The sequence below is a fragment of the Mesorhizobium sp. CA4 genome, assembly GCF_020165075.1.
In the GTDB taxonomy this organism is placed as follows: domain Bacteria; phylum Pseudomonadota; class Alphaproteobacteria; order Rhizobiales; family Rhizobiaceae; genus Mesorhizobium.
Map to the genome: position 1 here is coordinate 50,575 of NZ_JAIUHK010000029.1, position 24,631 is coordinate 75,205.

The 24,631-nt window shown below is 62.9% G+C and carries 21 protein-coding genes, 1 tRNA gene and 1 pseudogene; 13 read left to right on the forward strand and 10 right to left on the reverse strand.

The genetic code is table 11. The features are described from left to right. Positions 1-87: 87 nt before the first annotated feature. Both LB528_RS22085 and LB528_RS30450 read right to left on the reverse strand, forming a co-directional pair. Entirely contained in the window at positions 88-771 is a 684-nt protein-coding gene (locus LB528_RS22085) for a Crp/Fnr family transcriptional regulator (RefSeq protein ID WP_224716302.1), read from the reverse strand. A gap of 434 nt (positions 772-1,205) precedes the next feature. Then, complete coding sequence (locus LB528_RS30450; protein WP_224716303.1) at positions 1,206-1,601, reverse strand: hypothetical protein; 396 nt, start codon at positions 1,599-1,601, stop codon at positions 1,206-1,208. Here LB528_RS30450 and LB528_RS22095 point away from each other — a divergent pair. From LB528_RS22095 to LB528_RS22110, 4 genes are all read left to right on the forward strand, one after another. Next, entirely contained in the window at positions 1,569-4,976 is a 3,408-nt protein-coding gene (locus LB528_RS22095; RefSeq protein WP_224716304.1) for a S8 family serine peptidase, read from the forward strand. The genes LB528_RS30450 and LB528_RS22095 overlap by 33 nt on opposite strands. Continuing rightward, a complete protein-coding gene (locus LB528_RS22100; protein WP_224716305.1) occupies positions 4,969-6,486 on the forward strand; it encodes an MBL fold metallo-hydrolase in 1,518 nt (505 codons plus the stop codon). Before LB528_RS22095 ends, LB528_RS22100 begins: the two co-directional genes overlap by 8 nt. 135 nt (positions 6,487-6,621) lie before the next feature. Beyond that, a complete protein-coding gene (locus tag LB528_RS22105; RefSeq protein WP_224510045.1) occupies positions 6,622-6,792 on the forward strand; it encodes a hypothetical protein in 171 nt (56 codons plus the stop codon). A 110-nt stretch (positions 6,793-6,902) separates the two neighbouring features. Continuing rightward, positions 6,903-6,977, forward strand: a tRNA-Val gene (locus tag LB528_RS22110). A 67-nt stretch (positions 6,978-7,044) separates the two neighbouring features. Here LB528_RS22110 and LB528_RS22115 read toward each other — a convergent pair. After that, entirely contained in the window at positions 7,045-7,725 is a 681-nt protein-coding gene (locus tag LB528_RS22115) for a phosphoglycolate phosphatase (RefSeq protein ID WP_224510041.1), read from the reverse strand. A 158-nt stretch (positions 7,726-7,883) separates the two neighbouring features. Between LB528_RS22115 and rpiA the strand changes: the two genes are divergently transcribed. The 3 genes from rpiA to gor all read left to right on the forward strand — a co-directional run bounded on the left by rpiA (position 7,884) and on the right by gor (position 10,725). Further along, positions 7,884-8,579 (forward strand): ribose-5-phosphate isomerase RpiA, encoded by a 696-nt coding sequence (rpiA, locus tag LB528_RS22120; protein WP_224716306.1) that lies wholly within the window; start codon positions 7,884-7,886, stop codon positions 8,577-8,579. A gap of 21 nt (positions 8,580-8,600) precedes the next feature. Next, positions 8,601-9,218, forward strand: coding sequence for a DUF2059 domain-containing protein (locus LB528_RS22125; RefSeq protein ID WP_224510035.1), 618 nt, complete (start codon positions 8,601-8,603; stop codon positions 9,216-9,218). A gap of 118 nt (positions 9,219-9,336) precedes the next feature. After that, positions 9,337-10,725 carry a glutathione-disulfide reductase gene (gene gor, locus LB528_RS22130; protein ID WP_224716307.1) on the forward strand — a complete coding sequence of 463 codons (1,389 nt, stop codon included), beginning with the start codon at positions 9,337-9,339 and terminating at the stop codon, positions 10,723-10,725. Between the two features lie 108 nt (positions 10,726-10,833). On the opposite strand, the gene mgtE is transcribed toward gor, so the two are convergent. The 5 genes from mgtE to LB528_RS22155 all read right to left on the reverse strand — a co-directional run bounded on the left by mgtE (position 10,834) and on the right by LB528_RS22155 (position 17,918). Continuing rightward, positions 10,834-12,198 carry a magnesium transporter gene (gene mgtE / locus LB528_RS22135; RefSeq protein WP_224510030.1) on the reverse strand — a complete coding sequence of 455 codons (1,365 nt, stop codon included), beginning with the start codon at positions 12,196-12,198 and terminating at the stop codon, positions 10,834-10,836. Positions 12,199-12,478: 280 nt separating this feature from the next. Beyond that, positions 12,479-14,368, reverse strand: coding sequence for an ABC transporter ATP-binding protein/permease (locus LB528_RS22140; RefSeq protein ID WP_224716308.1), 1,890 nt, complete (start codon positions 14,366-14,368; stop codon positions 12,479-12,481). Positions 14,369-14,723: 355 nt separating this feature from the next. Continuing rightward, positions 14,724-15,068, reverse strand: a complete 345-nt coding sequence (locus LB528_RS22145; RefSeq protein ID WP_411962238.1) for a DUF6252 family protein — start codon at positions 15,066-15,068, stop codon at positions 14,724-14,726. Between the two features lie 306 nt (positions 15,069-15,374). Beyond that, positions 15,375-16,058, reverse strand: a complete 684-nt coding sequence (locus LB528_RS22150; protein ID WP_224510024.1) for a DsbA family oxidoreductase — start codon at positions 16,056-16,058, stop codon at positions 15,375-15,377. 39 nt (positions 16,059-16,097) lie between these two features. Continuing rightward, on the reverse strand, positions 16,098-17,918 hold the full coding sequence (locus LB528_RS22155; RefSeq protein ID WP_224716310.1) for an extracellular solute-binding protein: 1,821 nt from the start codon (positions 17,916-17,918) through the stop codon (positions 16,098-16,100). Positions 17,919-18,213: 295 nt separating this feature from the next. On the opposite strand from LB528_RS22155, the gene LB528_RS22160 reads away from it, so the two are divergent. Next, entirely contained in the window at positions 18,214-18,834 is a 621-nt protein-coding gene (locus LB528_RS22160; protein ID WP_040982846.1) for an invasion associated locus B family protein, read from the forward strand. Between the two features lie 197 nt (positions 18,835-19,031). On the opposite strand, the gene hspQ is transcribed toward LB528_RS22160, so the two are convergent. After that, positions 19,032-19,355: a heat shock protein HspQ gene (hspQ, locus tag LB528_RS22165; RefSeq protein WP_040983419.1), complete on the reverse strand. Its 324-nt coding sequence runs from the start codon at positions 19,353-19,355 to the stop codon at positions 19,032-19,034. A 172-nt stretch (positions 19,356-19,527) separates the two neighbouring features. Here hspQ and LB528_RS22170 point away from each other — a divergent pair. Then, positions 19,528-19,698: pseudogene (locus tag LB528_RS22170) on the forward strand (AEC family transporter); the annotation flags it as partial. Here the strand turns inward: LB528_RS22170 and LB528_RS22175 are convergent. After that, complete coding sequence (locus tag LB528_RS22175) at positions 19,675-20,886, reverse strand: UbiH/UbiF family hydroxylase (RefSeq protein WP_224716311.1); 1,212 nt, start codon at positions 20,884-20,886, stop codon at positions 19,675-19,677. The pseudogene LB528_RS22170 and the gene LB528_RS22175 sit on opposite strands and share 24 nt — an antisense overlap. 101 nt (positions 20,887-20,987) lie before the next feature. On the opposite strand from LB528_RS22175, the gene LB528_RS22180 reads away from it, so the two are divergent. From LB528_RS22180 to LB528_RS22195, 4 genes are all read left to right on the forward strand, one after another. Then, positions 20,988-21,878: a DUF2182 domain-containing protein gene (locus LB528_RS22180; protein ID WP_224716312.1), complete on the forward strand. Its 891-nt coding sequence runs from the start codon at positions 20,988-20,990 to the stop codon at positions 21,876-21,878. Between the two features lie 11 nt (positions 21,879-21,889). Further along, on the forward strand, positions 21,890-22,504 hold the full coding sequence (locus LB528_RS22185; RefSeq protein WP_224716313.1) for a DUF1326 domain-containing protein: 615 nt from the start codon (positions 21,890-21,892) through the stop codon (positions 22,502-22,504). Positions 22,505-22,557: 53 nt separating this feature from the next. After that, positions 22,558-23,319: a phosphatidylcholine synthase gene (pcsA, locus tag LB528_RS22190; RefSeq protein ID WP_263483897.1), complete on the forward strand. Its 762-nt coding sequence runs from the start codon at positions 22,558-22,560 to the stop codon at positions 23,317-23,319. A 134-nt stretch (positions 23,320-23,453) separates the two neighbouring features. After that, a complete protein-coding gene (locus LB528_RS22195) occupies positions 23,454-24,431 on the forward strand; it encodes a quinone oxidoreductase family protein (RefSeq protein WP_224716314.1) in 978 nt (325 codons plus the stop codon). The last annotated feature ends 200 nt before the right edge of the window (positions 24,432-24,631 follow it).

Sequence of the window (24,631 nt, forward strand, 5' to 3'; positions counted from 1 at the left end):
GCGACGAACCAGCGGAGCAATGGCGAAGGCGCCGCGCGGGCTACAGCGAAGGCGTCGAGCAAGCTACGGCGAAGGCGTCGAGCTCGCTCAGTCGTCGTCCTGCGATTCGGCGATCTGGTTCAGCGCGGCGGCGTTGGTGATGCGCAGGCCGCCGCGCTTGATGGCGATCATGTGCCGGCTGCGCCAGTCGTTCAGCGTCTTGTTGACGGATTCGCGCGTCGCGCCGAGGAATTCGCCGAGCTCCGATTGCGAAATCGGAATCCAGCCGGCGCTGTCGGCCATGACGCCGCTCAGGAAAACCAGCCGCTTTGCCAGCCTGGCTTCGATGCCGAAAAAGGCCTGATCGCCCAGCTCGCCGCTGACCCAGCGCAGCCGCGTGCACAGCAATTCGATCATCGCGCGGGCCAGAGATGGGTTTTTCTCAATGCGGTCGAAGAGTTGTGTCCGGCTCAGCGAAACCAGCTCGCATGCCGTAAGGCAGATGGCGGTCGCCGTGCGCGGGCGCCCATCCAGGGCTCCGATCTCGCCTACGAGGCTGCGCGACAGCTCGATATTGGCCACCAGCTTTTGCCCACCGGGCGAATAGATCGAAATCTCGACGGTGCCGCTCATCACGCCGTAGATGCGGTCGGAAGCGTCCTCCTGGACGAACAAATGCTGGCCGGCGGCATAGCGCTCAATCTTGCAGCCGCCGAACAACAGATCGAAGTGGCGCGGGTCGATGCGCGCCAGGCGCGGCAGGTTCCTGTCGTCCGCGCCATTTGTAGCCATGATACGATTCCGCCTCTCGTTAGACGGAAATTGTAGGATAAGTGCGTGCTCGATCAAAGCGTCGTCTCCTTCTGTGGTGGCTGACCGAATTCGGCAGGTGGCGGACAGACGTTCCGTGTCACGCGTCACACGCCGAAATTGGATAAGCCGGCAAACTGTAAGGAGACCGGGCGCACTGGCGGTTGCGGGCCGATCTTGGAAACGCCATCCGCGCGCTTGGGTGAGAGGTGCCCATGCGCGCAGACAGCAAATCTGAAAATGGCTAGGTGATCGAAATTTCTTTTCGAGAAACCGGTGCAGTATCTGCGCGCAGATCCTGTTTGGCGTATGTGAAGGCGCTCACAGATGTGCATGTCCGGCGGAGCGACTGTCGTTTCTGAATATGCGGGTTCATGTCTCGATCGGCTTTGCTTTGAAAGAGGCTGCATCATTGCCTACTCGGCAAAGAGATCAATCGAAGCATGGCAGGAACCTTGGCTTGACTGGAGCGGATGGTCGGCGCCATGGTTCGCATTGGGGAGGGGCACGCCATGGCAGCCGTGAAGGGACTCCTTGTCAAGGTTCGTGACGGCGCGGGACTCGCGGTGCGAGGCGGGCCGCTCCGGATTGGCGGAATCGAAGCCGTACCAATCCTTGCTCTCCCGCCTGGTGTTGATAGCGCAGGTCCGGCCGCGGCCGGGGATCGCGGCGCCACCTGGCTGCGGCTGCCCACGGATGCCGCCGATACGGACAATCCCTGGGACCACGCCCACGATCTTCTTGGCCGCACTCCAGCGCTTGCGGCCGCAGGCGGCGAGGTGCTCGCGATCGAGCCCGACATCCAGCAGCAATGGGATTACAGGAACGGCGCCGGCGACCGCGGCATGGCGGCAAGCGCCAGTCCCGTCTGCGCTTTCGACGATCAGGACCCGCAGGGCGGACAGGCGGTGGTCGCGGGGCGCATCGCCTGGAATGCCGCGCCGGACTTCAGCCAGTTCGCGGCGGCGCGCAACAGGGTGGGCGCCAAGCAGGCCAACATCACCATCGCCCATCTCGATACCGGTTTCGATCCGGGGCACCAGACCCTGCCAGTTGGGCTTCTTACAGAGAAGCAACGCAACTTCGTCGACGACGGGACCGGTCCGGACAACGCAACCGATCACGCTCCGGCAGGCACGCTCACCAGCAATCGCGGCCATGGCACCGGCACGCTCAGCCTGCTTGCCGGCAACAAGCTCGACGGCTCCTCGCCGCACTGGCCGGGCTTCACCGATTTCGTCGGCGGCGCGCCGCTGGCGAAGATCCTGCCGGTGCGCATCGCCGACTGGGTGGTGCGGCTGACCACCGGCACCATGGTGCAAGGTATCGACTATGCGCGCCAGCAGGGCGCGCAGGTGCTGTCGATGAGCATGGGCGGCCTCGCCTCGCAGGCCCTGGTCGATGCCGTCAACCTTGCCTACGAGCACGGTCTGGTCATGGTCACGGCGGCCGGCAACAATTTCACCATCACGCCGCGCAGCATCGTCTATCCGGCGCGCTACAACCGCGTGCTCGCGGCCTGCGGCGTGATGGGCGACGGGCGCGCCTATGCCGGGCTCGGTCTCGGCACCATGCAAGGCAATTACGGGCCGCCTTCCAAGATGAACACGGCGCTCGGCGCCTACACGCCGAACGTGCCTTGGGCCGAAATCGATTGCCGCAAAGTGGTCGACATGGACGGCAAGGGCACATCGGCGGCCACCCCGCAGGTCGCCGCCGCGGCCGCACTGTGGCTCGCCGAGCATTGGGACGTGGTGAAGAATTATCCTCAGCCTTGGATGCGCATCGAGGCGGTACGCAAGGCGTTGTTCGCAAAGGCCTTGAAATCGACTGCCAAAATGAATGCGGCGGAGACGAAGGAGAAGATCGGGCAGGGCGTGTTGCGGGCTCTTGATGCGCTGGACTTCCTGCCGCCGGCGGCGGGGAGCCTGACGAAGCTTGCCCCCGCCACTTACACATGGAGCTGGCTCGACCTTCTGACCGGCGGGAATTCGTTGGCGCCGCTATCGCCGTCGATGATGCGACAGCGGATGATGTTTGCACTGGAGCTGACCCAGATGGCGCAAGCCTCGGCGGCAATCGAACAGACGATCGCCGACCCGGACGGCGATCCGGATCAGGTTTCGGCCGCGGCACGCAACCGCTTCCTCGAAGCGGCGCTCGACCAGGGCAAACCGTCGAAGCCGCTCAAGGCGTTTCTGGAAGATTTGCTCGGCCGGCCCGGCGTCAGCGCAGCGGTTCCCGCACCGGTCATTGGCACCGCGCCGGCCATCAGGCGCAAGCCGCGGCCGCTGCCGCCGCCGCAACGGCGCCTGCGCATCTATGCGCTCGATCCGTCGGTCGCCAAGCGGCTGGATTCGGTTTCGGTCTACCAGGCGACACTTTCGGTGCCGTGGGACGACGAGCCGGCGACGGACAGGCCGCTGCTGCCCGGTCCGATCGGCGAATATCTCGAAGTGGTCGATGTCGACCCCGCGTCCGACCGCGTCTATTATCCGGTCGATCTCAACGACAAGGTGCTTCTGGCGCAGGACGGCCTGCCGCCTTCGGAAGGTAATCCGAAATTCCACCAGCAGATGGTCTACGCGGTCGCCATGACCACGATCGGCCATTTCGAGCGCGCCCTCGGCCGGCGGGCATTGTGGGCGCCGCATTACGCCGAGGCTCCCGGCCGCACCGGCGACATGACGGTGAAGGCGCATTATGTGCCGCGCCTGCGCATCTACCCGCATGCGTTGCGCGCCGAGAATGCCTATTACAGCCCGGAAAAGAAGGCGCTGCTGTTCGGCTATTTCCCGGCGACCGGCAATGAAGGCGACGTCACCACGCCCGGAACGACGGTGTTTTCGTGCCTATCCAGCGATATCGTCGCGCATGAGATGTCGCATGCGCTGCTCGACGGGCTGCATCGCCGCTTTCAGGAAGCATCCAACCCGGATGTCCCGGCCTTCCACGAGGCCTTCGCCGATATCGTCGCGCTGTTCCAGCATTTTACGCTGAAGGAACTGGTCAGCTTCGAAATCGGCAAGGCGAGGGGCGAATTGTCGGCCGCCTCTCTGCTTTCCGGTATCGCCAAGCAGTTCGGCGAAGGCAGCGGCAGGGCCGGGCCGTTGCGCGAATATGGCGGCGCCGGCATGGCCGACCTCGACTACGACAAGTCCTTCGAGGCGCATGATCGCGGCTCGATCCTGGTCTTCGCGGTCTACCAGGCCTTCCTGGCGATCACCTACCGGCGGACTGACGATCTGATCCAACTTGCCACCGGCGGCTCCGGCATCCTGCCGGCGGGAACCTTGCATCCGAGCCTGGTCGAGCGCCTGACCGACGAGGTCGCCAAGACCGCGAGGCAGATGCTGACCATGTGCATCCGGGCGCTCGATTATTGCCCTTCCGTCGACATCACCTTCGGCGAATATCTGCGCGCCCTGATCACTGCCGACCGAGACGCCTATCCGGACGATCCGCTCCACTATCGCCTGGCCTTCCTGGAATCGTTTCGCAAATGGAAGCTGTTGCCGCGCGACGTCCGCACCATCTCGGAAGAGACGCTGGCCTGGAGCGCGCCAGAGGACCCGTCGCCTGCCTGGCTGAAGGGGCTGCTCAGCAAGATCGACCTCGGCTGGAACCAGAAATTGAAGCGGGCCGAGATCTTCGCGCTCAACGACAGGAACCGCTATGCGCTGTGGAAGGCGATGCACAAGGCCTTCGCCTCCGATCCGGACCTCTACAAGCAGTTCGGCCTGCTGCCCGATCTGCCGCGCTACAATGAGGACGGCACGGTCATGCATGCGCCCAAGAAAGGCGAGACGACCTTCGACATCTACAGCGTGCGCCCGACACGCCGCGTCGAGCCGGACGGCTCGTTTCGGGTCGAGGTGGTGGCCGTGATCCAGCAGCGCATTCCGGTTGCGCTGGACGGCACGGCGATGCCCCAAGGCATGGCCAAGGGCGACGGCTTCTTCTGGTTCCGCGGCGGCGCCACGATCATCATCGACCCGCGTGAGGGGTTCGAGGAGATCCGCTACTCCATCATCAAGAACACCGGCAGCACGGACCGGCAGAAGCGTCAGGCCGGGACGATGGCGGCCAATTATCTGTCGCCGCTGCGAGCGCTCTATTTCGGCGGCGAAGTGTCGGAGCCCTTTGCCTTGCTGCACGCCAGCGACGGAGACGACGACCATGTCTAGAAAGCCGGCGACGAGGACTAGGCCGGCAAAAACGGCCGCGAAGCCGGTATCGGGCGTTACCGTGCGGCATTATTGCCAAGGGATCGGCGATTGCCATCTGCTGACGTTCAAGAAGGCGGATGGAAAGCCTTTCCGCATGCTCATCGATTGCGGCATTCATGTTTCGGTCGCGGGCGGCCCAGCGCTGGTCGCCGACATTGTCTCCGACCTCAAGAAAGAGACCGGCGGCAAGATCGACGTCCTCGTCGTCACGCACGAACACTGGGATCATGTCTCCGGGTTCCTGACCGCCAAGGACCTTTTCAAGGATTTTGTCGTTGGCGACGTCTGGATGGCGTGGACCGAAAATCCCGCCGACGCCGAGGCCGCGGAGCTCGACAAGTTCAAGGGCCAGGCGATCGCCGCGCTGCAAGGCGTGGGTCAGAAGCTCGACGCAATGCAGGGGCTCAGTTCCTACATGGCCGGCGTCCGCGACAGGCTGCAATCGGTGCTCGGCTTCCAGTTCGGCGCGGCCGGCGAGCGGGTGCGCTCGGCCCGCGACGCAGCGGCCAGGCTTTCGCAAAAGCCGTCACCGACCTATTTCGAGCCCGGCGGGCCGCCGGTGACGATCGACGCATTGCCCAACCTGCGCGTCTATGTGCTCGGCCCGCCGCGCGACAAGGCGGCGCTTCGCCTGGAGGAAAAGGCGAGCGAGATGTTCCCTCTGGCCAGCGGCGGCCCGTTCGCGCGGGCGCTGGCAAGCGGCCTCAAGGTCAACGAGGCGACCGATGCCGATTACGTCGACGAGCTCAGTCCGTTCGAGCGCAATGTCGGCACGCCGCTTTCCGCGGCGCTCACCGGCGACAAGGGCAGCGACCCGGCCATCGACATCGCCGCCTTTGTCCGCAAGCACTATTCCGGACCGGTTTCGGCCGCGGCATCCATTGAAGACCGCGACCAGTCCTGGCGGCGCATCGACGCCGATTGGATGGGGATCGCCGCCGACCTTGCTTTGCAGCTCGACCGCGGCGTGAACAACACCAGCCTGGTGCTAGCCTTCGAGTTCACCGACTCGGGCCGGGTGCTGCTGTTCCCGGGCGACGCCCAGATCGGCAACTGGCTGAGCTGGAAGGATCTGAAGTGGCCGGTCGGGCAGGGCACCGTCACATCGGCCGATCTTCTGGCGCGTACCGTCTATCTCAAGGTCGCCCATCACGGCAGCCAGAACGCCACGCCGCAGAAACAGGGTTTCGATCTGCTGACCAGCGCTGACCTGTCGGCCTTCATCCCCACCAACAAGCTCGACGCCTTGAAAGTGCACTGGGGCGAGATGCCCTATGAGGGCATCCTGACCGCGCTCGATGCAAAGACCAAGGGCCGCGTCATCCGCGCCGATGATCCTTGGCTGGCGGACAAGAACGGAAAGCCGGCCTTTGCCGCGCCATCCGGTTCGATCCAGGCGGTGCGCAGTCTGCCGCGCGACGCTACCGGGGGACCGGGCGGGCTGTGGGTGGAAGTGGATCTGGTCTAGGACCACCGGAACGCCGCCGCGCGGCAGGCGCTGATCAGTACGGCCTCAAGACCGATTGCGAAAAATCGAAAACCGATTTATGGAGCGAGCGGCTGAGTGAGGGCGGCCACTCAACACATTGCACAAGGTCGCCCCATGCCCGATCAATTCTCGCGCGTCATCGCTTTCCTTGCGGTGGTCACAGCCCTGCTGTTTGCCGGGCTGCATTTCCATCAAGGCCACATCATCGCCACGCTCTATTTCATGACCGGCGCCGTTCTGGTGACGGCCGTGACGCGCATGAATGTGAGGCGGGGGCTGATTTAGCATGCTGTGCGATCGACGTTTTGCGACTTGGAAGATCGTCGGCAGATCGCCTTGACTTCGAGAGCTTGCCTACCTTATATCGCGGCTCGCTTGGCCTTCGGGCAACGAGCGGGCGATTAGCTCAGCGGGAGAGCACACCCTTCACACGGGTGGGGTCGCAGGTTCAATCCCTGCATCGCCCACCATCCAACGTTCTGAAAAAGTTGGATGATCCGACGAGTTTCCACCAAATCCAGTTTGGTTGTTAGCCGCTCAGCGCGCCGCGGCGATCAACCGCTCCGCCAGTTGCGGCGTCAGCGTGTCGAAGTGCGAGATCACCAGCGTAGGCTCGAATTCGCGCACATGGCGATCTGTGTAGCCGAAATCGACCGCGACCACGGGAATGCCGGCCGCCTTGGCGGTGTCGATATCGGTCTGCGAATCTCCGACCATGACGGCGTTGTGCGGATCGCCGCCGGCGAGCCTGATCGTCTCGGTGAGGTGGCGCGGGTCGGGCTTGCGGAAGGCGAAGGTGTCCTGGCCGCAGATCGCGGCAAAGTAGTTCGACATGCCAAGCGCGCCGATCAGCGTCGCGGAATTCGCTTCATATTTGTTGGTGCAGACCGCCATCAGATAACCCGCGGCCTGAAAACGATCGAGCGCAGCGATGACGCCGGGGTAGGGGCGGGATTTGCCGGGAATGTTCAGCGTATAATGGTCCAGGAACAGCTTTAGCAGCCGATCGTGCTCCTCGGCCATCAGTGTCTTGTTCTGCGCGGCATGCGCGCGTTCGATCATGACGCGCCCGCCATGGCCGACGAAGCGCCTGAAGCCGGCCTCATCGACAGCGGCAAGATCGTTTGCCGCCAGGCTGTGGTTGAGGCTGTCGAGCAGGTCGGGCGCGGTGTCGATCAGCGTTCCATCCAGGTCGAAGACGATGATCGGGCGAGTCATGGGCGGTCCTGCGGCAATTGAGTTGCCGCAGCCGATACAGGCTGGGCCGGGTTCAAGCAAGAAGCCTCGATCGGTCCACAGAGGCTTTAACGGGAGCCTTTGACGGGGCAGGCAAAAATGCTAGGAGGCGCGTGAAACCGGCGAAATCGGGGCTTCCCATGGATGCAAGGCAGTTGAAGGTCGAAGCCGCGCGGGCCGCGCTCGCCCATGTCGGCAGCGGCATGCGGCTCGGCATCGGCACCGGCACCACGGCGGAAGAATTCGTGCGGCTGCTGGCCGAGAAGGTTGCGACCGGCCTCAAGGTCATCGGCGTGCCGACTTCCGAGCGCACCGCGGCGCTCTGCCGCGAGCTCGGCGTTCCTCTGTCTACACTGGAAGACACGCCGGAGCTCGACCTCACGATAGACGGCGCCGACGAGATCGATCTGGACCTGACCTTGATCAAGGGCGGCGGCGGCGCGCTGCTGCGCGAGAAGATCGTCGCGGCGGCGTCCGATCGCATGATCGTCATTGCCGACAAGTCCAAGCTGGTCGAGACCCTCGGCCGGTTCCCGCTGCCGATCGAGGTCAACCAGTTCGGCCTTCGCGCCACCGAGATCGCGGTTCGAGCCGCCGCGGCAAAGCTCGGCCTTTCCGGCCCGGTTACATTGAGGATGACGGGGGGCCAGCCATTTGTTACAGACGGCGGCCACTTTATCCTCGATGCATCTTTTGGCCGCATTCCGGATACAAGAGCGCTTTCGAATGCTCTCTTCGCCGTTCCAGGCGTTGTCGAGCACGGTCTATTCATCGGGCTGGCGTCAACGGCCATCATCGCCGGCGGCGACGGTATCGAAACCGTCCATGCAGCCTGAAACCAGGGAGTTCTACTGACTATGATGTTGTCTAAACGAGTTCGCCGCCTTTCGACGCTTCTGGCGGCCTCGGCCGTTCTTGCGCTGTCCTCGCCGGTGTTTGCACAGGACGTCAGCGAATCGCATTTGAAGGCCGCCCGCGCGGCGGTCGCAGCGATCCACGCCACGGACTCTTTCGACAACATCCTGCCGCAGGCGGCAGCGGCACTGGAATCACAGCTCATCCAGAAGAACCCCGACATGCAGGAGCTGATCGGCAAGACCGTGACCGAGAAGGCGCTTGGCATGGCTTCGCGGCGCGCCGACCTCGAAAAGGAGGCAGCCATGGCCTATGCCAAGGTTTTCTCCGAGAAAGACCTCAATGACATCGCCACCTTCTACAGCTCCGAAGCCGGTAAAAAGCTGCTCGACAGCGGACCCGCGGTGACGCGCGACCTCGTGAAGGCCGCCGACATCTGGCAGAACGGCGTTGCCCGCGACCTAGCGCAGCAGGTCGGCGAGACGCTTGCCGCCGCTGCCAAGGCCAAGGCGCCGGCGGCACCGGCTCCGGCCGCCACGGCGCCCGCCGACGGCGCCGCTCCGGCCGACAATTCAGCCCCAGCCGACAATTCGGCTCCTGCGGACGACTCGCAGAACTGATCTACATTACAGGCCCACGACCACTGGACCACAAAGCCCGGGGTTCCCCGGGCTTTTCTTTTACCGCTTGTCAGCCTACCTGTGACCCCCGACTTTCTCATCCGCAGGAGCCCAAGCGATGGCCGCTTATGACTATGATCTGTTCGTCATCGGCGGCGGCTCAGGCGGGGTGAGGGCGGCCCGGGTGGCGGCGGCCCTCGGCAAGCGGGTCGCCATCGCGGAGGAGTACCGGTTCGGCGGCACCTGCGTCATCCGTGGCTGCGTGCCGAAGAAGCTCTACGTCTATGCTTCGCAGTTTCCCGAACATTTCGCCGACGCGGCCGGCTATGGCTGGACCGTGCCCGAGGCGAGCTTCGACTGGCCGACGCTGGTCGCCAACAAGGACAAGGAAATCGCGCGGCTCGAGGCGATCTATAAGAGGAATGTCGAAGGCGCCGGCGGCGAGACCTTTCATTCGCGCGCAGTGCTCGTCGACGCGCACAGCATCTATCTGGTTGCCGAGGACCGCACGGTCAGCGCCGACCAGATCCTGATCGCCACCGGTGGCCGTCCGGCCCCCCATCCGGCGCTGCCAGGCCATGAATATTGCATCTTCTCCAACGAGACCTTCGACCTCAAGGAACTGCCGAAGGCGATCATGATCGAGGGCGGCGGCTACATCGCCGTCGAATTCGCCAACATTTTCCACGGCCTGGGCGTCGACACCACACTGGTCTATCGCGGCCAGGAAATACTCAGCCGCTTCGACATGGATCTGCGCCGCTCGCTGCATGAGACGATGGAGAAAAAGGGGATCAAGATCCTGTGCCCCGCGGTTTCGGAATGGGTGCGCAAGTCCCCGGAGGGCAGGCTGGACGTGTTACTGTCATCCGGCCAAACACTGACGGTCGACCAGGTGATGCTGGCGATCGGACGTATTCCCAACACCGAGAATATGGGCCTGGAAGGCGTCGGCATCGAACTCGGCAAGACGGGCGCAATCGTCGTCGACCGATACTCACGAACCAATTTCGACAACATCTGGGCGATCGGCGACGTCACCCATCGCGTGCAGCTGACGCCGGTCGCCATCCACGAGGCCATGTGCTTCATCGAGACCGCCTTCAAGGACAATCCGACCGCGCCGGACCACGACACCATTCCGACGGCGGTGTTCTCGCAGCCGGAGATCGGCACCGTCGGCCTGTCGGAAGACGACGCGATCAAGCGCTTCTCCGACGTCGAGATCTATCGCGCGTCATTCCGTCCGATGCGGCACACGCTGTCCGGCCGCGACGAGAAGATGCTGATGAAGCTGGTGGTCGACGGAGCGTCCAGGAAGGTGATCGGCGCCCATATTCTGGGCCCCGATGCCGGCGAGATGGCGCAGCTTCTCGGTATCCCGCTGAAGGCTGGCCTCACCAAGGAGGACTTCGACCGCACCATGGCCGTGCATCCGACCGCGGCCGAGGAGCTGGTGACGATGTACAAGCCTACCTATCGCGTGAAGAACGGCGAACGGGTCTGACATTCAGCTGGTCTGCAATTGGATGGGCGCTTCCCGACGCGATCTATGGTGAGCAAGCCCGATGATGAGACAAGCCGCCTCCGGCAACGCCGGCGGCGCTAGAGCGTTTTAAAGCAGCGTGCCGCGCAGGATCACCAGCGCCACCGAGAAGTAGATCACCAGCCCGGTGACATCGACCAGCGTGGCGACGAACGGCGCCGAGGCGCTTGCGGGATCGAAGCCGATGCGCTTCAGCGCGAAGGGCAGCATCGATCCCGACAGCGAGCCGAAGGTGACGATGCCGACCAGCGCCGCGCCCACCGTCGCCGCGATCAGCATCCAGTGCGGACCGTAGTCGTAGAAGCCGAAATGTTGCCAGAGCGCGATGCGGCAGATGCCGACGATGCCGAGGATCGAGCCGAGCACCACCCCGGTCGGCAACTCGCGCAGCGCTACCCGCCACCAGTCGCGCAGCCCGATCTCGCGCAACGCCAGCGCGCGGATGACGAGCGACGTCGCCTGCGAGCCGGAATTGCCGCCGGAGCTCATGATCAGCGGGATGAACAGCGTCAGCACGATCGCCTTCTCCAGCTCGCCCTCGTAGCTCTGCATGGCGTTTGCCGTCAGCATCTCGCTGAGGAACAGCGCGCAGAGCCAGCCGGCGCGCTTCTGGATCATGGCGAGGAAGCCCATCTTCATATAGGGTTCGTCCAGCGCCTCCATGCCGCCGAAACGATGCACGTCTTCGGTCGTCTCCTCGATCATCGTGTCGATAATGTCGTCGACGGTGACGATGCCGAGGATCCTGCCGTGATCGACGACAGGCAAGGCCAGCAGGTCGTATTTGGAGATGGTCTGCGCCAGGGTCTCGCGATCGGTGAGCGGCGTCACCGTCACCGGCATGCGGTCGGGCGCCACCGACAGGATCGAATCCTCGGGGTTGCCGGTGATCAGCCGGCGCAATCCGGTCGAACGCAGCAGGAGCTGCGTGTCCGGATCGACGATGTAGATGGCGTAGATGGTTTCGCGCGTGCGCTCGACTTTGCGGATGTAGTCGAGCGTGCGGCCGACGGTCCAGTCCGAAGGCACGCTGACGAATTCCGTCGTCATGATCGAGGCGGCACTGCCTTCCGGGTATCCCAGGATGGACAGCAGCGTCGCCCGCAGCGGCGGCGCCAAGGCGCCGAGCAGCTCCGAGCGGGCCGGTTCGTCCAGCTCGCGCAGGATGTCGGCGGCGCGGTCGACCGACATGGCGGTCAGGAGCTTGCTCGCCTTCGGGCGCGGCAGGGCCTCGGCAAGTTCGGGTGCTGCTTCGAGCTCGGGCTGATCGAAAATCTCGACCAGCCGCTCGAACGGCACGGCGCAGAGAAGCTCGATGGCTGTCTCGCGGGGCTCGTGGTTGAGGGCTTCGACGACGTCGGCGACGTGATCGTTGGCAAGAACACGGGCTACGGCGACGGCTTCGTCGTCCAATACGGGTGCGAATTCGTTCATGGCTCACTCCATGCCGTCCGGCAGGACGTGAGCCGTCAGGTCACGTCAGGGCGGACGGCGGTTGCGTTCGACTGTGACTGTCGCCAGGCATGGCGGGTTGACCTTTCTGCTCGCGGGGTTCGAGTTTGAATTTGGCGAGCGGGCGCAACATAGGAGCCGTTCTTGCCGAGTCAATCACGAAGGGCGCTGAAAAGGGATGCGGGGAGGCCGGATCGCGAGACTGTGATCGAAGACAGCCCGAGCCGGGCTACGGTCGCCGGTCAAAGGCTTGGTATGACTGCTATTTCTGCTTCAGCCGGCGGAAGCGCAGCCACTTGTCCTCGACCGGCCGGGGCTGGGTGAGAATGGTGGTGAGCTCACGCGGCAGGCTGGGCGCAAGCGGCTTCTTGGTGGCAACGCCGTCGGCGATCGAAACCACGCTGTGGTAGAATTCCTCGCCGGACAGCGAGCGCGGCGCCACCGCCTCGTGCATGACGCTGATGACGGTGACGTTCGGGCAATTGTCCTTGATCGCCTGGTGGAAAGCGATCTTGCCTTCGGGGTCGAGCGCACCGGTCGCCTCGTCGAGGAACAGAAGTCCGGGCTGCTGCAGGATAATGCGTGCGACCACCAGCTTCTGCTTCTGGCCGCCCGAAAGCACCTGGTCCCAGATCTTGCCCTCGCGGCTTTCGTCGGCCAGGTGGCCGATGAAGTCGCCGAGACCGGCCTTGTGCAGGGCGGCCGCAACCTGCGTGTCGCTATGATCGCTCTCTGAACCCGGCAGGCAAACGAGCTGCTTCAGCGAAACCTGCTGCAGCTTCACTTCCTGCGCGGCGTAGAAGCTCGTCACGCCCTCGGGAAAGACGATGGTGCCGCGGCCATAGGGCCACAGGCCGTTGATCGCCTTGATCAGCGAAGTCTTGCCGCAGCCGGACTCGCCCTTGAGGAAGGTCCATTCGCCGCGGCGGAAGCGCAGATTGGCGGCGCTGAGGAAGGGCGTCGCATCTTCGCCCTGATGCGCCAGTTCGAGCTTCTGGATGCTCAGGCCGAAGACCGGATTCTGGCTGCCGTAGCTGAAATCGGAGCGGCCGGTCTGCTGATAGAATTCGCGCGGGTGCTGGACATTTTCGATGGCGTCGGCGAGTTCGGTCACGCGCTGGCTGTTGGCCCTGAGCGTCGCAATCGCCGGCATCACATGGATGAACCACGAGCACTGGCTGATCAATTGCGCGACCATTTCGGAGCCAGTGATGTAGCCCTTGTAGTCGAGACGGTTGTGGATGAACGACACGAGGCCCGGGGCGTAGGCAACGATACGGGCGCCGACAAAATTGTAGATCAGCTCGAAGGACGTGTAGCTCGTGTTGACGATATTGAGCCGCCCCCACGTCTTGTCGATATCGACATAGAGCCTGTCATGCATCGACTTTTGCACGCCCTCGCCATGCGAGGCGGCGACATGGAAGCTGCGGCGCAGGAATGTCGTCAGCTCGCTGCGGTAGCTGCCCTCGGCCTGCTGCATCCGCACATTGAGCCGCTCGAGCAATCGCCCGAGCTTGATGGCGATCCAGGTATTCAGCGGCACGTAGGTGGCGACGGCAAGGAAAGCCAGCACCGCCGTGCCATAGCTGCCCAGGAATTCCAGGCCTTTGACCTCGACCGAGGATCCGATCAGGTTCTCGCCGATGAAATAAAGCGAAGTCGTCACACCCAACACGCCCATGGCAAGGCCGATGGCGCCGCCGGTCATGTCCTTGATCGATTCCTGGATGCGCTGATCGATGTTGTCCGGAGCGACGATGCCGCCCGCCACCGAGCCGTGCTGCGCATGGAAATGGGTATGGTTGCCGTCGAGCAAGGCCCGGTTGAACTGGTTGTTCAGCCAGCCCCGCCATTTGCGGTGCAAAGTCGTCGAAACGAGATTGCGCACGCCGGTAAGGCCGGCATCCTTCAGCACCACCAGCAGCACCAATATGCCGGCATTGGTCAGAATGGTCTGCAAGGGGTGAGTGTTGGCGGCGTCGTGCAGGAAGGCGATCGAATTGCCCAGCTCGCCCAGCGCCACGGCAAACCAGACACCTGCCTTGCTGGACAGCGCCGTCAGCAGCGCGATGACGATGGTGAGGGTCCAGGCTTCCTTCCACCGGTCGGAAAACCAGTAGGCTCGCATAAGCCCCCAGAATGTACGCATCGACGATACCGGCGTCAGAGACGAGGTCTTTGCCTCGCTGGATATTGGCTCCGGTATTGTACGTCGCGGTCTACCGACCCGAATCACGATCCCGCCCAAACCTTTCTTAGTTTTGTTACACAGGGTAACACCAATTGATCATCTTCCATTAATTTTCTGGCGGAGAATGTGAACAAGGTTACCCGCCGTGGCGCGCGGGCAACAGGAGGCCGGTGCCGGGAGATCATTCAGCGCGCAGATTTTGGGTTTTATTCCAGGGCGTTAAGGGCAATTGAGCCAGCCGACGAACGCTTCCCCAGGGGAAGCAAAAACACGAGCTTGTGAACGAAAAAGGGGCGCCGCTCAGCCGTAATGGCTACTGCGCGCTGACTGGAATGCCCGAAAATTTACCGTCCGTGAGCTCTTCAGGCTTGCGCGATTCGTCTTTTCCCGAGGCACTAAAATGACCGGAAATGGTCTTTGCCGCTGTGTCGTACTTGTCGACGACGATCTCGCCGCTGGCAAAACGGACATGACCGACCATGGCGCCGGAATCAAGCATATCGAAATTGGCGCTGTTCGCGGCGGACCCGGTCTTGAGCTTGTAGCTGCCGGCAAGGTCGTTCGGATCCTTGAGCACCAGCATCGAATTGAAGGTCTTGGTCGGCGAGCCCTGCTCGGTTCCCGACAAATTCAGCACTGGCTTGCCGCCCATCTGCATCGTCTGGGCCATGGTGAAAGACGCTGTCCAGGGTCTGCCTTCAAAAGTCGCCGACATGACGGCTTCCTCGGCGGACACGCGCTGCAATGTCAGCGGAAGCCCGAGAGCGAAAGGCAAGCACAGCAGCAACAATGCGCGACGCCTGACCGCCATTCGGTGCCCCTCAAATCAGTTAAACTCTTGTCTAGCTCAGCGCCATCTTCAGGGCGATTCACCAGATCGTGTTTTGGCGAGCCGACTGTCAGGTAGGAGCAATCCAGGAAAAATGCGCGACGGCTTTCCGTCCGAAATTGCGTAGAAGAACGCTCAGCCTGCGGCGGTTTCCAATTCGCCGCGCGCCTTGGCCTGGGCCACCTGGCGGATCGCGTCCGCAAGCGTGTCGGCGTCCTGCGCGCCCATCACGGCGTATTTGCCTTCGAGCAGGAAGCAGGGCACGCCGGTGATGCCCATGCGCGAGGCGGTGGCGATCTCGTTGCGGACTGCCTCGACGTCGGCATCGGTCGGTAGCAGCGTCTCGACCACGGATGTATCCATGCCAGCCTCGCCGGCGGCCTTCACCAGCACGGCATGGTCGCCGATATTGGCGCCTTCCTCGAAATTCAGCTGGAAGAGGCGGCGCACCAGGCGGTTCTGCACGTCCTCGCCGGCAGCGCCCGCCCAGCGGATGACCCGATGAGCGTCCAACGTGTTGGCGGCGACCTTGATGGCGCCAAATGCAAAATGGATGCCCTCGGCTTCGCCGAGCGGCTCGATGCGCGCATGGATCTGCTGGATGCGTTCCTCGCTGCCGAACTTGCCGAGCATGTATTGGCGGCGGTCCATACCTCCCTGCGGAATGGTCGGATCGAGCTGGAATGGCCGCCAGCGGACATGCACGTCGATGCCGCTTGCAGCAGCAATGGCCTTATCCAAACGCTTCTGGCCGATGAAGCACCAGGGACAGACGACATCGGAAACCACGTCGACGGTGATCGAGTTCTCGGCGCTCATGCTCGTCTCCTGTTGGGTCCCGATTGGGTTGGATTTGCGTCAGTTTGGCTTTCGCCACCAGGTCGGCAGCTGATAGCCGAATATGGGGGTCTTTTGCGGATGTTCCAGATAACTCCAGTAAGCGAGCCATTGCTGCGTGTTGTATTGCATCGGCACCATGTAGTTGCCTGAAATCAGAAGCCGGTCGAGGACACGCACCGCCGCGACATAGTCCTCTTTGGTGCGGGCGTTCAGCATGGCGTCGATCGCGGCATCGATCGCCGGATCGGCGACGCCGGCGAGATTGAACGATCCTTCCGTTTGCGCGGCGACCGAGCCCCAGCGGCCGACCTGCTCGCTGCCCGGCGACAGTGAATTGCTGAAGCCGCTTGTCCCGATCAGAACCTCGAAGTCGAAACGCTGCTTGCGCGACTGGATCTGGTCGCCGTCGAGCGTACGGATGCGGACGTCGATGCCGATTTTTTCCAGCGTGCGCTGATAGATGGCCGCCAGCCGCTCTTCATCCTGCGAGGAGGTCAGGATCTCGAAGCCGAAAGGGTTTCCCTGCGGGTCGAGCATCTTGCCGTCCTGCACGTGGAAGCCCGCGCTCTTCAGCAACTCGAAGGCGGCTTTGAGCACCTTGCGATCCTGGCCCGAACCATCGGTCACGGGTGGGCGCCAAGTGCCGTCCATCACGTCGGGCGGCACGCGGTCAGGATAGGGCGCAAGCAGCGCCTTTTCACGATCTTCGGCCGGGTGGCCAAGCGCGGACAGGTCCGAATTCTGCCAATAGCTCATGGTGCGGTTGAACTTGCCGCCGAACAGATTCTTGTTGGTCCATTCGAAGTCGTAGAGCATGCCGAGCGCGCGGCGGACCACGGGATCAGCGAATTTGGGCAACCGGGTGTTGAACAAGAAGCCGGTCACCACGGGGGGGATACCGGTGTTGAAATATTCTTCCTTGACTTCGCCTCTTCGGAAGGCCGGAAAATCGATGTCGCGCTCGCGCTTGACCGGATCGGTCTCGTCGTCGAGGGCACAGATGCCTTTCTTGAACGCTTCCGTCTTGGCGTTGGCGTTGAGAAAATACTCGATGGTGACCTGGTCGAAATTGTCGAAGCCGCGCTTGGACGGGAGGTCCTTGCCCCAGTAATCCGGATTCCGCTTGAAAACGATACGCTGTCCCGGCAGCACCTTGCCCACGGTGTAGGGGCCGCTGCCGATCAGCGGCTTCAGCGTGGTCTTGTCGAACGTGTCCTTGTCGAAGGCGTGCTTCGGAACGATCGGCGTCAGCGCGACGATCAGCGGGAATTCTCGGTTGGCCTTGTCGTTGAAGGTGAACTTCACGCTGTGCTCGCCGGTCTTCTCCAGCTTGGCGATCATGCTCATGCGGTCGCTATAGGGCGGGCGGCCCTTTTCGGCGAAGACGTCATAGGTGAACAGCACGTCCTCCGGCGTCACCGGCTGGCCGTCCGACCATTTTGCGTTGGGGTTGAGATGGAACTCGATGCTCTTGCGATCCGGATCCATGTCGGCGCTGTCGGCAAGCAGTCCGTAGAGGCTGAAGGGCTCGTCATAGTTGCGCTGCATCAACGGCTCGAAGACGAGATTGCCGTAAACCGTATCGATCATCCCACGCGCCGTGGTGCGCAGGCTTTTCAGGATGAAGGGGTTGAGGTTGTCGAAGGAGCCGACGACACAATAGGTCACGCTTCCGCCTTTCGGCGCGTCCGGATTGACGTAGTCGAAATGCTGGTAGTCGGGCGGCAGCGCCGGCTCGCCCTGGATGGCGATGCCGTGCTTCGGCTCCGACTGTGCCGGAAGCAGCGAGAGAGCCAGAAACGAGGTCGCGGCGATCAGCCGAACGAGAACGCGGTCCATGACCGTCTCCTTGCCGGGCGGCTTTGTGATTCGCCGTGCACCGTAGAGCATTTCGCCATCCGATTGAATCGGCGCGCCAACAGGAATAAGGCTCAGCCGCTCCACCGCCGATCGACGCCCCGCCCTGGCACACGAAACCGCTAAGAAATCGCGGAAACCGGGCTGGATTCGGCGCCGCTGGCAGTGTAACACGCGCTCCGAAGTCATCCTGTTGCCTCATTTGGGCAACAGGTAGCTGGACCACACGGCACGAAGACGCCGGTTCCCGGGATCATTTGAGAGGAAAGTGCACCATATGACGATCAACGCGTACCGCCTTTCGGTGCTGGCCGCAGGCGTGGTCGGCGTTCTGGGCGCCGGGCTTTTCACCGCCTCGGCCCAACAGCAGCCGCAGATCCCGCAGGGCTGGTTCAAAGCCTGCACCAAGCAGGAAGACGTCGACATCTGCAATGTGCAGAATATCGTCACTGCCGGCAACGGCCAGCTCGTCACCGGCGTCAGCCTGATCGAGCTCAAGGGCAAGGTGAACCGTAAGGTCTTCCAGGTCACGGTCCCGACCGGCCGCCTCGTTCCCCCGGGCATTGCGCTTCAGATCGATTCCGGCAAGGCGCAGAAGCTCGATTATGTGATCTGCTTCCCGGATCGTTGCGTGGCGGAAGTGCCGCTGAGCGACCAGCTCGTTGCTTCCTTCAAAAAGGGGCAGGGCATCACGCTCACCTCGATCAACTTCCAGAACCAGCCGAACCCGATCAAGATCGCGCTCACCGGCTTCAGCGGCGCCTATGACGGCCCGCCGCTGCAGCAGTCGGACATCGAGGACCGGCAGAAGAAGCTGCAGGACTTCGTCGCCAAAAACAACCAGGACTTCGCCAAGAAGCTCAAAGACGAGCAGGACAAGGCCAAGACCGCGAACTAATCGCGCAAGCGCGTTTTCGGAACAACAAAAGCGGGGCAAATGCTCCGCTTTTGTTGTTGTTGACGCGCTGCGCTCCTTGGAGCAATTCCAGGAAAAGTGTGAGCGGTTTTCCGTCCGGAATAGCGTAAAAATAAGGAGATGGAGCATTTCACCGTTTCTGTGAACGGTGAAATACTCTGGCGATGTGCTTTTGCGCTTCAGTGCTTCGACTGGCGCTTCGGCTCGTAGCGGCCGTCCGGCAGCTTGTCGAACATCTCGCCGATCTGCGGGTGCCGCACCGGCTCGCCCGATCGGTCCTCGAGCAGGTTCTGCTCGGACACGTAGGCGATGTACTCGGTCTCAGAATTCTCCGCCAGAAGATGGTAGAAAGGCTGATCCTTGCGCGGGCGCACGTCGGCCGGAATGGCCTCGTACCATTCTTCGGTGTTGGCGAATTCGGGATCGACGTCGAAGATCACGCCACGGAATGGAAACAGCCTGTGGCGAACCACTTGCCCGATCGAGAACTTGGCTGTTTTCATAGCATTCACCACTTAGGTTCCGAGGCGCCTCTCTTGGCCGCGCACAGGGCGCCTAAGACCTTGAATTTACACGTTAGCCAGCCAAAAATCGACCCCGACTTTGGGCTTGGGCCTATTTGGCGCAGACACTTCCGCAATTCAATAGCCGAACGAGTCAAGCAACGGGCCAGCGGCGGCGCTGCCGACGGTGACCAACGTCCTCGTGATCGCATAGCAATATGACGTGTGGGTGCAGCGGGCCTCGGCCAGCGTGCTGATCACGACATGCTTCCCGGTGGTGACGGCGACCGCGCTGCTTTATGCGATCCGGCACGGAATCCTATCGGCCGGCCTCCTTCCTTAAGCCGCCGGCAATGGCGCGAAAACCACTGCCGGGCCGCAGCCCCTCGCGCATGAAGAAGGCGCGCAGCGGGGCGAAGCTGCCCAAGGCATTCAGGCCGGCGCTGCGTGCTAGCTGTGCCGGCAGCATGTCGGACAAGAGCGACATGTTGAGCAGGTTCACCGCGCCGCTGCGCGCCCATATGTCGGGCCGGCGCCTCGTGTCATAGGCGGCGAGGGTCCGGCGCGATCCGGGATCATTGCTGTTTTCACTCGCAATTCCAATCAGATCTTCGATATCCCTGATGCCAAGGTTGAGGCCTTGGGCGCCGATCGGCGGAAACACATGCGCCGCTTCGCCGACCAGCGCCACGCGATTTTGCGCGAAACGGCCGGGCGAGGCCGCCGACAAGGGATAGACCTGGCGGCCCGGCTCGACCGAGACCCGGCCAAGCATCGACTGCATCTGTTCCTCGACACGGCCCGACAGGGCTGCATCGTCGAGCGCCGCAAGCTCCCGCGCCGTCTCCGGCTTCACCACCCAGACAAGGCTGGAGCGCTTGCCGGGCAGCGGCACCTGTGTGAACGGTCCCGTTTCGGTGTGGAATTCGGTCGAGACGAAGCCGTGCTCGCTGCGGTGGCCGAAATTGAGGACGAGTGCCGACTGCGGGTAGGGCCGCGCGGAGGCGCGAATGCCGGCGGCTTCACGCGCCGGAGACAGACGCCCATCGGCGGCGACCGCCAGCGACGCCGAGACTTCGCCGCCGTCGGCCAGCCTTGCATGGGCCTGGTCGGCGTCAAGGTTCCAGGACTCGACGGTGGATTTCAGCCAACGAATGCGACCATGAGCTGAAACGGCCCTGGCAAGGATGGGGATGAGAGCCTTGTTCGGCAAATTGAGCCCGAACTGCTCCTCGCCGATCTCGCTGGCGCGAAAGGTCACGGTTGGGCTTCGGATCAGCCGCCTTGTGGCGTCGACGATGCGCATCGCCTTGAGCGGCGCGGCCTGCGTCCTCAGTTCGGCAAGGACACCCAGCCGGTCGAGGACCTTCAGCGCCGGATTCATCAGGGCCGTGGTGCGGCCGTCGGCGGTGTTGACCTCAGGGCCGACCAGCGTCACGCCGAAGCCGGCCTCGGCAAAGCCGAGCGCCGCAATCAGGCCGGCGGGACCGCTGCCGGCAATCAGGATGCGGGCTTTGTCGTTGTGCTCCACGCCAAGCTTCCACAATGCGAGGCGACCCGTCGGGCCTTTATCGGGATATAGGTCAGATCGGCCGGCTTGATCAACGCGGCGATTCAGCCCATTCGATTGCCATGAGCGGCGAGCAGCATGATTTCAGCCATCTCGACCGCGCCGGCCGCGCGACGGCGGGCGTGGCGCGGAGCCCGCGCCGCGCGGTCATGCTCACGATTGGCATCGGCATCGCCTTTGCCTGGTTCCTTCTCGGCGCAATGGCGATCCGCGGCGCCGAAAGCCGCCCCGCCGGCGCGCCGGGCGACATGCTGCTGAAAAATCTGCCGAGCCTGCCATTGCCGGATTTTCTCGACCGGTTCTTCGCCCTTTGTCTTGCGCCGACGCCGCTTGCCGGCCCGACCGGCCTGCAAACGGCGGCGCTTGTGCTGATGTGGTTCCTGATGGCTGTGGCGACGATGCTACCTTCGGCGGCGCCCCTGGTCCGCACCTATTGCGAAATCGCCGATACCGCGAGAATCAAGGGCGAGCCCGCCGTTCATCCGCTGGTGCTTGTCGCCGGATATCTCGCTACATGGCTTGGCGCTTCCGTGGGTTTCACCGTGTTGACGCTCGCGGTCTACGCCTTTGCCGGTTCCGGCCGGATGCTCGATCCTGCCGTTGGCATTGCCGGCGCCGCCGCGCTGCTTGTCGCCGGCCTTTATCAATTCAGCGGCTTGAAACAGGCGTGCCTGGAAAAATGCCGCAACCCGTTCTCGATCCTGTTCGCCAACTGGAGCGCGAAACCAGGCCGCATCTTCGGGCTCGGTCTGGAACAAGGCGTCTGGTGCCTCGGTTGCTGCTGGGCGCTGATGCTGGTGATGTTTGCCGTAGGCGCCATGAACGTCTTCTGGATGGCGCTGATCGGCCTGTTCACCCTGATCGAGAGACAGACCGCCGGCAGGGTGGCCAGCCGGGTTGCCGGTGCGATACTGCTTGTGTGGGCGGCTGCCCTGCTATTAGTTTCGGCATGAGGGAGAATTCGATGACCGACCAAAGCTGGGCAATGAAAGGGGAGCTGGTACTCTCCTGCAATTGCACGGTCTTTTGTCCCTGCGTGCTGTCGCTCGGCAGCCATCCGCCGACCGAGGGCTACTGCCAGACCTGGGCAGGCTTCCGCATCGATGCGGGCCATTTCGGCGAGGTCGACCTTTCCGGCCTCAATCTTGGCCTGATCATGGAAATTCCCGGTTACATGAGCCGCGGCAACTGGACGGCCGGCCTGTTCATCGACAAGCGCGCCTCGATCCATGCGGTGAAGGCGCTGACCAAGATCTTCACCGGCAAGGCTGGCGGCACCACCTCGCTGCTGTCGATCCTCGTCGGGAAATTTCTCGGCGTCGAGCAGGTGCCGATCACCTATGAGACCCGCGACAAGACACGTGTCTTCCAGATTCCCAAGATTATCGACGGCGCGGTGACGCCCATTCCCGGCAAAGACCGTGAGAAGGATACGGTAATCACCAATTCCGAATATTGGATCGCGCCGGAGATCATCGTAGCGAAGTCCGACAAGAGCAAGATGCGCGCCTTCGGCCGCAACTGGAATTTCGCCGGCCGCTCGGCCGAAATCTGCAAGCTGGACTGGCGGGGACCGTGAGCAAGAACACAAGGGCCGGCAAGGCAGCCAAGAAGATCGCGCAACGCATCCCGTTGCCGAAGAAGAAGGTGACATGGCCGCAGGCGCGCGCGTTCTCCGTGCATCTGCTCACCGCGTCGGGGTCGTTCCTTGCCTTCCTGTCGCTGGTGGCGGCAAGCGAGCAACGCTGGACGGCGATGTTCTGGTGGCTGGGGCTGGCGCTGTTCGTCGACGGTATCGACGGCCCAATCGCCAGGAAGCTCGAGGTCAAGGAAATCCTGCCGACATGGTCGGGCGAACTCCTCGATAACATTATCGACTATGTCACTTACGTGCTCATTCCGGCCTTCGCGCTCTATCAGCGCGGCTTCATGGGCGAGAATCTGTCCTTCCTGTCGGCGGCCATCATCGTCGTCTCCAGCGCGATCTACTATGCCGACACCGGAATGAAGACGAAGGAGAACTTCTTCAAGGGGTTCCCGGTCGTCTGGAACATGGTGGTGTTCACGCTCTTCGTCATCGAGCCTGGGCAATGGGTGTCTTTCGCCGTGGTGGTGGTCGCCGGCATTTTGACCTTCCTGCCGATCAACTTCATCCATCCGGTGCGGGTGGTGCGGCTCAGGTCGCTCAATCTCGGCATGATCCTTTTGTGGTGCGCCTTCGGCGCGCTTGCGCTTGCGCAGGCCGCGCTTGCCAGCTTCTACAACAAGATCGGCGTGCTGGGGGAGCAGGTCAGCGACTTCACCAAGATCGGCATCACCATCACCGGGCTCTATCTCGCCTGCATCGGGGGCGTCATGCAGATGTTCCCCAATCTGGGCGCCAAGAAGCCCTGATCCTGGATCACGATATTTTTTGGCTGAATGGTCATCCTGACCTAACTGTCCATCGGTGCATGCCCTCCCGAAAATGGTTCTTCCTTTCGGAATCACGGTCCAGATTGTGTGCCTACTCTTCGGAGAATTGAGCGATGTCCAAGGCAATTCGCATCCACGCCAATGGCGGCCCCGAAGTCCTGGCTTATGAAAATGCCGATCCCGGCCAGCCGGGAGAAGGCCAGATCTTGATCCGGCACACAGCGATCGGCCTCAACTTCATCGACGTCTACTATCGCTCCGGACTTTACCCGCCGCTCGGCGGTTTTCCGCTGATCCCTGGCGGCGAGGCGGCAGGCGTCGTGCTGGCGCTCGGCACCGGTGTCGACTGGCTGAAGCCGGGCGACCGCATCGCCTATGCCGTCAATGTCGGGGCTTACGCTGAGCAACGGGTGATTGCCGCCGAGCGCGTGGTCAAAGTGCCGGACGGCATCAGCGACGAGCAGGCAGCGGCAATGATGCTGAAGGGCATGACGGCCGAATACTTGTTGCGCCGGACCTTCCCGGTGAAGGCCGGCGACACGATCCTTTACCACGCAGCCGCCGGCGGCGTCGGGCTGATCCTCGGCCAATGGGCAAAGCATCTCGGCGCAACCGTGATCGGCACCGCGAGCTCCGCCGACAAGATCGAGCTCGCCCGGGCGCATGGCTTCGATCATGTCATCAACTACAAGGAGCAGGATTTCGTCGCCGGCGTCGCGGCGCTTACCGGCGGGAAGAAATGCGACGTTGTCTACGATTCTGTCGGCGCCGACACTTTTCCGGCATCGCTCGATTGCGTTCGGCCGTTGGGCATGTTCGTCAGCTTCGGCCAGTCGTCCGGGCCGATCCCGCCTTTCTCGATATCGCTGCTGGCGCAGAAAGGCTCGCTCTACGCGACCCGGCCGACGATCTTCGTCTACAACGCCAGGCGCGAGGATCTGGTAAAATCGGCCGAAGCGCTTTTCGACGTGGTCAAGAGCGGCGCCGTCGAGATCAAGATCAACCAGCGCTATGCGCTGAAGGATGCTGCAAAGGCGCAAGCGGATCTCGAGGCCCGCAAGACGACGGGAACGACCGTCCTCATTCCCTAAAGCGCTTCACGAAAGCGGCGTGCCGCTCTATCGCAATTCCGGACGGAAAACCGCTTTACACCCTTCGGCACGGTGTTCTATCCGGCTGCCTTGTTTTTCAGCAGCTTGCCGAGCCCGAAGGCACGGCTTGCCTGAAGAGGGGTGCGGATTTTGCCGTTGTTCTCAAGAGATCTATCTTAGCCCTTGAGTTTCCGCTGAAA

Coding starts and splice junctions, on each gene's coding strand:
- LB528_RS22085 (WP_224716302.1), bottom strand. CDS start 771: ATGGCTACAAATGGCGCGGACGACAGGAACCTGCCGCGCCTGGCGCGC.
- LB528_RS22100 (WP_224716305.1), top strand. CDS start 4,969: ATGTCTAGAAAGCCGGCGACGAGGACTAGGCCGGCAAAAACGGCCGCG.
- LB528_RS22105 (WP_224510045.1), top strand. CDS start 6,622: ATGCCCGATCAATTCTCGCGCGTCATCGCTTTCCTTGCGGTGGTCACA.
- LB528_RS22115 (WP_224510041.1), bottom strand. CDS start 7,725: ATGACTCGCCCGATCATCGTCTTCGACCTGGATGGAACGCTGATCGAC.
- rpiA (WP_224716306.1), top strand. CDS start 7,884: ATGGATGCAAGGCAGTTGAAGGTCGAAGCCGCGCGGGCCGCGCTCGCC.
- LB528_RS22125 (WP_224510035.1), top strand. CDS start 8,601: ATGATGTTGTCTAAACGAGTTCGCCGCCTTTCGACGCTTCTGGCGGCC.
- gor (WP_224716307.1), top strand. CDS start 9,337: ATGGCCGCTTATGACTATGATCTGTTCGTCATCGGCGGCGGCTCAGGC.
- mgtE (WP_224510030.1), bottom strand. CDS start 12,198: ATGAACGAATTCGCACCCGTATTGGACGACGAAGCCGTCGCCGTAGCC.
- LB528_RS22140 (WP_224716308.1), bottom strand. CDS start 14,368: ATGCGTACATTCTGGGGGCTTATGCGAGCCTACTGGTTTTCCGACCGG.
- LB528_RS22145 (WP_411962238.1), bottom strand. CDS start 15,068: ATGCAGATGGGCGGCAAGCCAGTGCTGAATTTGTCGGGAACCGAGCAG.
- LB528_RS22150 (WP_224510024.1), bottom strand. CDS start 16,058: ATGAGCGCCGAGAACTCGATCACCGTCGACGTGGTTTCCGATGTCGTC.
- LB528_RS22155 (WP_224716310.1), bottom strand. CDS start 17,918: ATGGACCGCGTTCTCGTTCGGCTGATCGCCGCGACCTCGTTTCTGGCT.
- LB528_RS22160 (WP_040982846.1), top strand. CDS start 18,214: ATGACGATCAACGCGTACCGCCTTTCGGTGCTGGCCGCAGGCGTGGTC.
- hspQ (WP_040983419.1), bottom strand. CDS start 19,355: ATGAAAACAGCCAAGTTCTCGATCGGGCAAGTGGTTCGCCACAGGCTG.
- LB528_RS22180 (WP_224716312.1), top strand. CDS start 20,988: ATGAGCGGCGAGCAGCATGATTTCAGCCATCTCGACCGCGCCGGCCGC.
- LB528_RS22185 (WP_224716313.1), top strand. CDS start 21,890: ATGACCGACCAAAGCTGGGCAATGAAAGGGGAGCTGGTACTCTCCTGC.
- LB528_RS22195 (WP_224716314.1), top strand. CDS start 23,454: ATGTCCAAGGCAATTCGCATCCACGCCAATGGCGGCCCCGAAGTCCTG.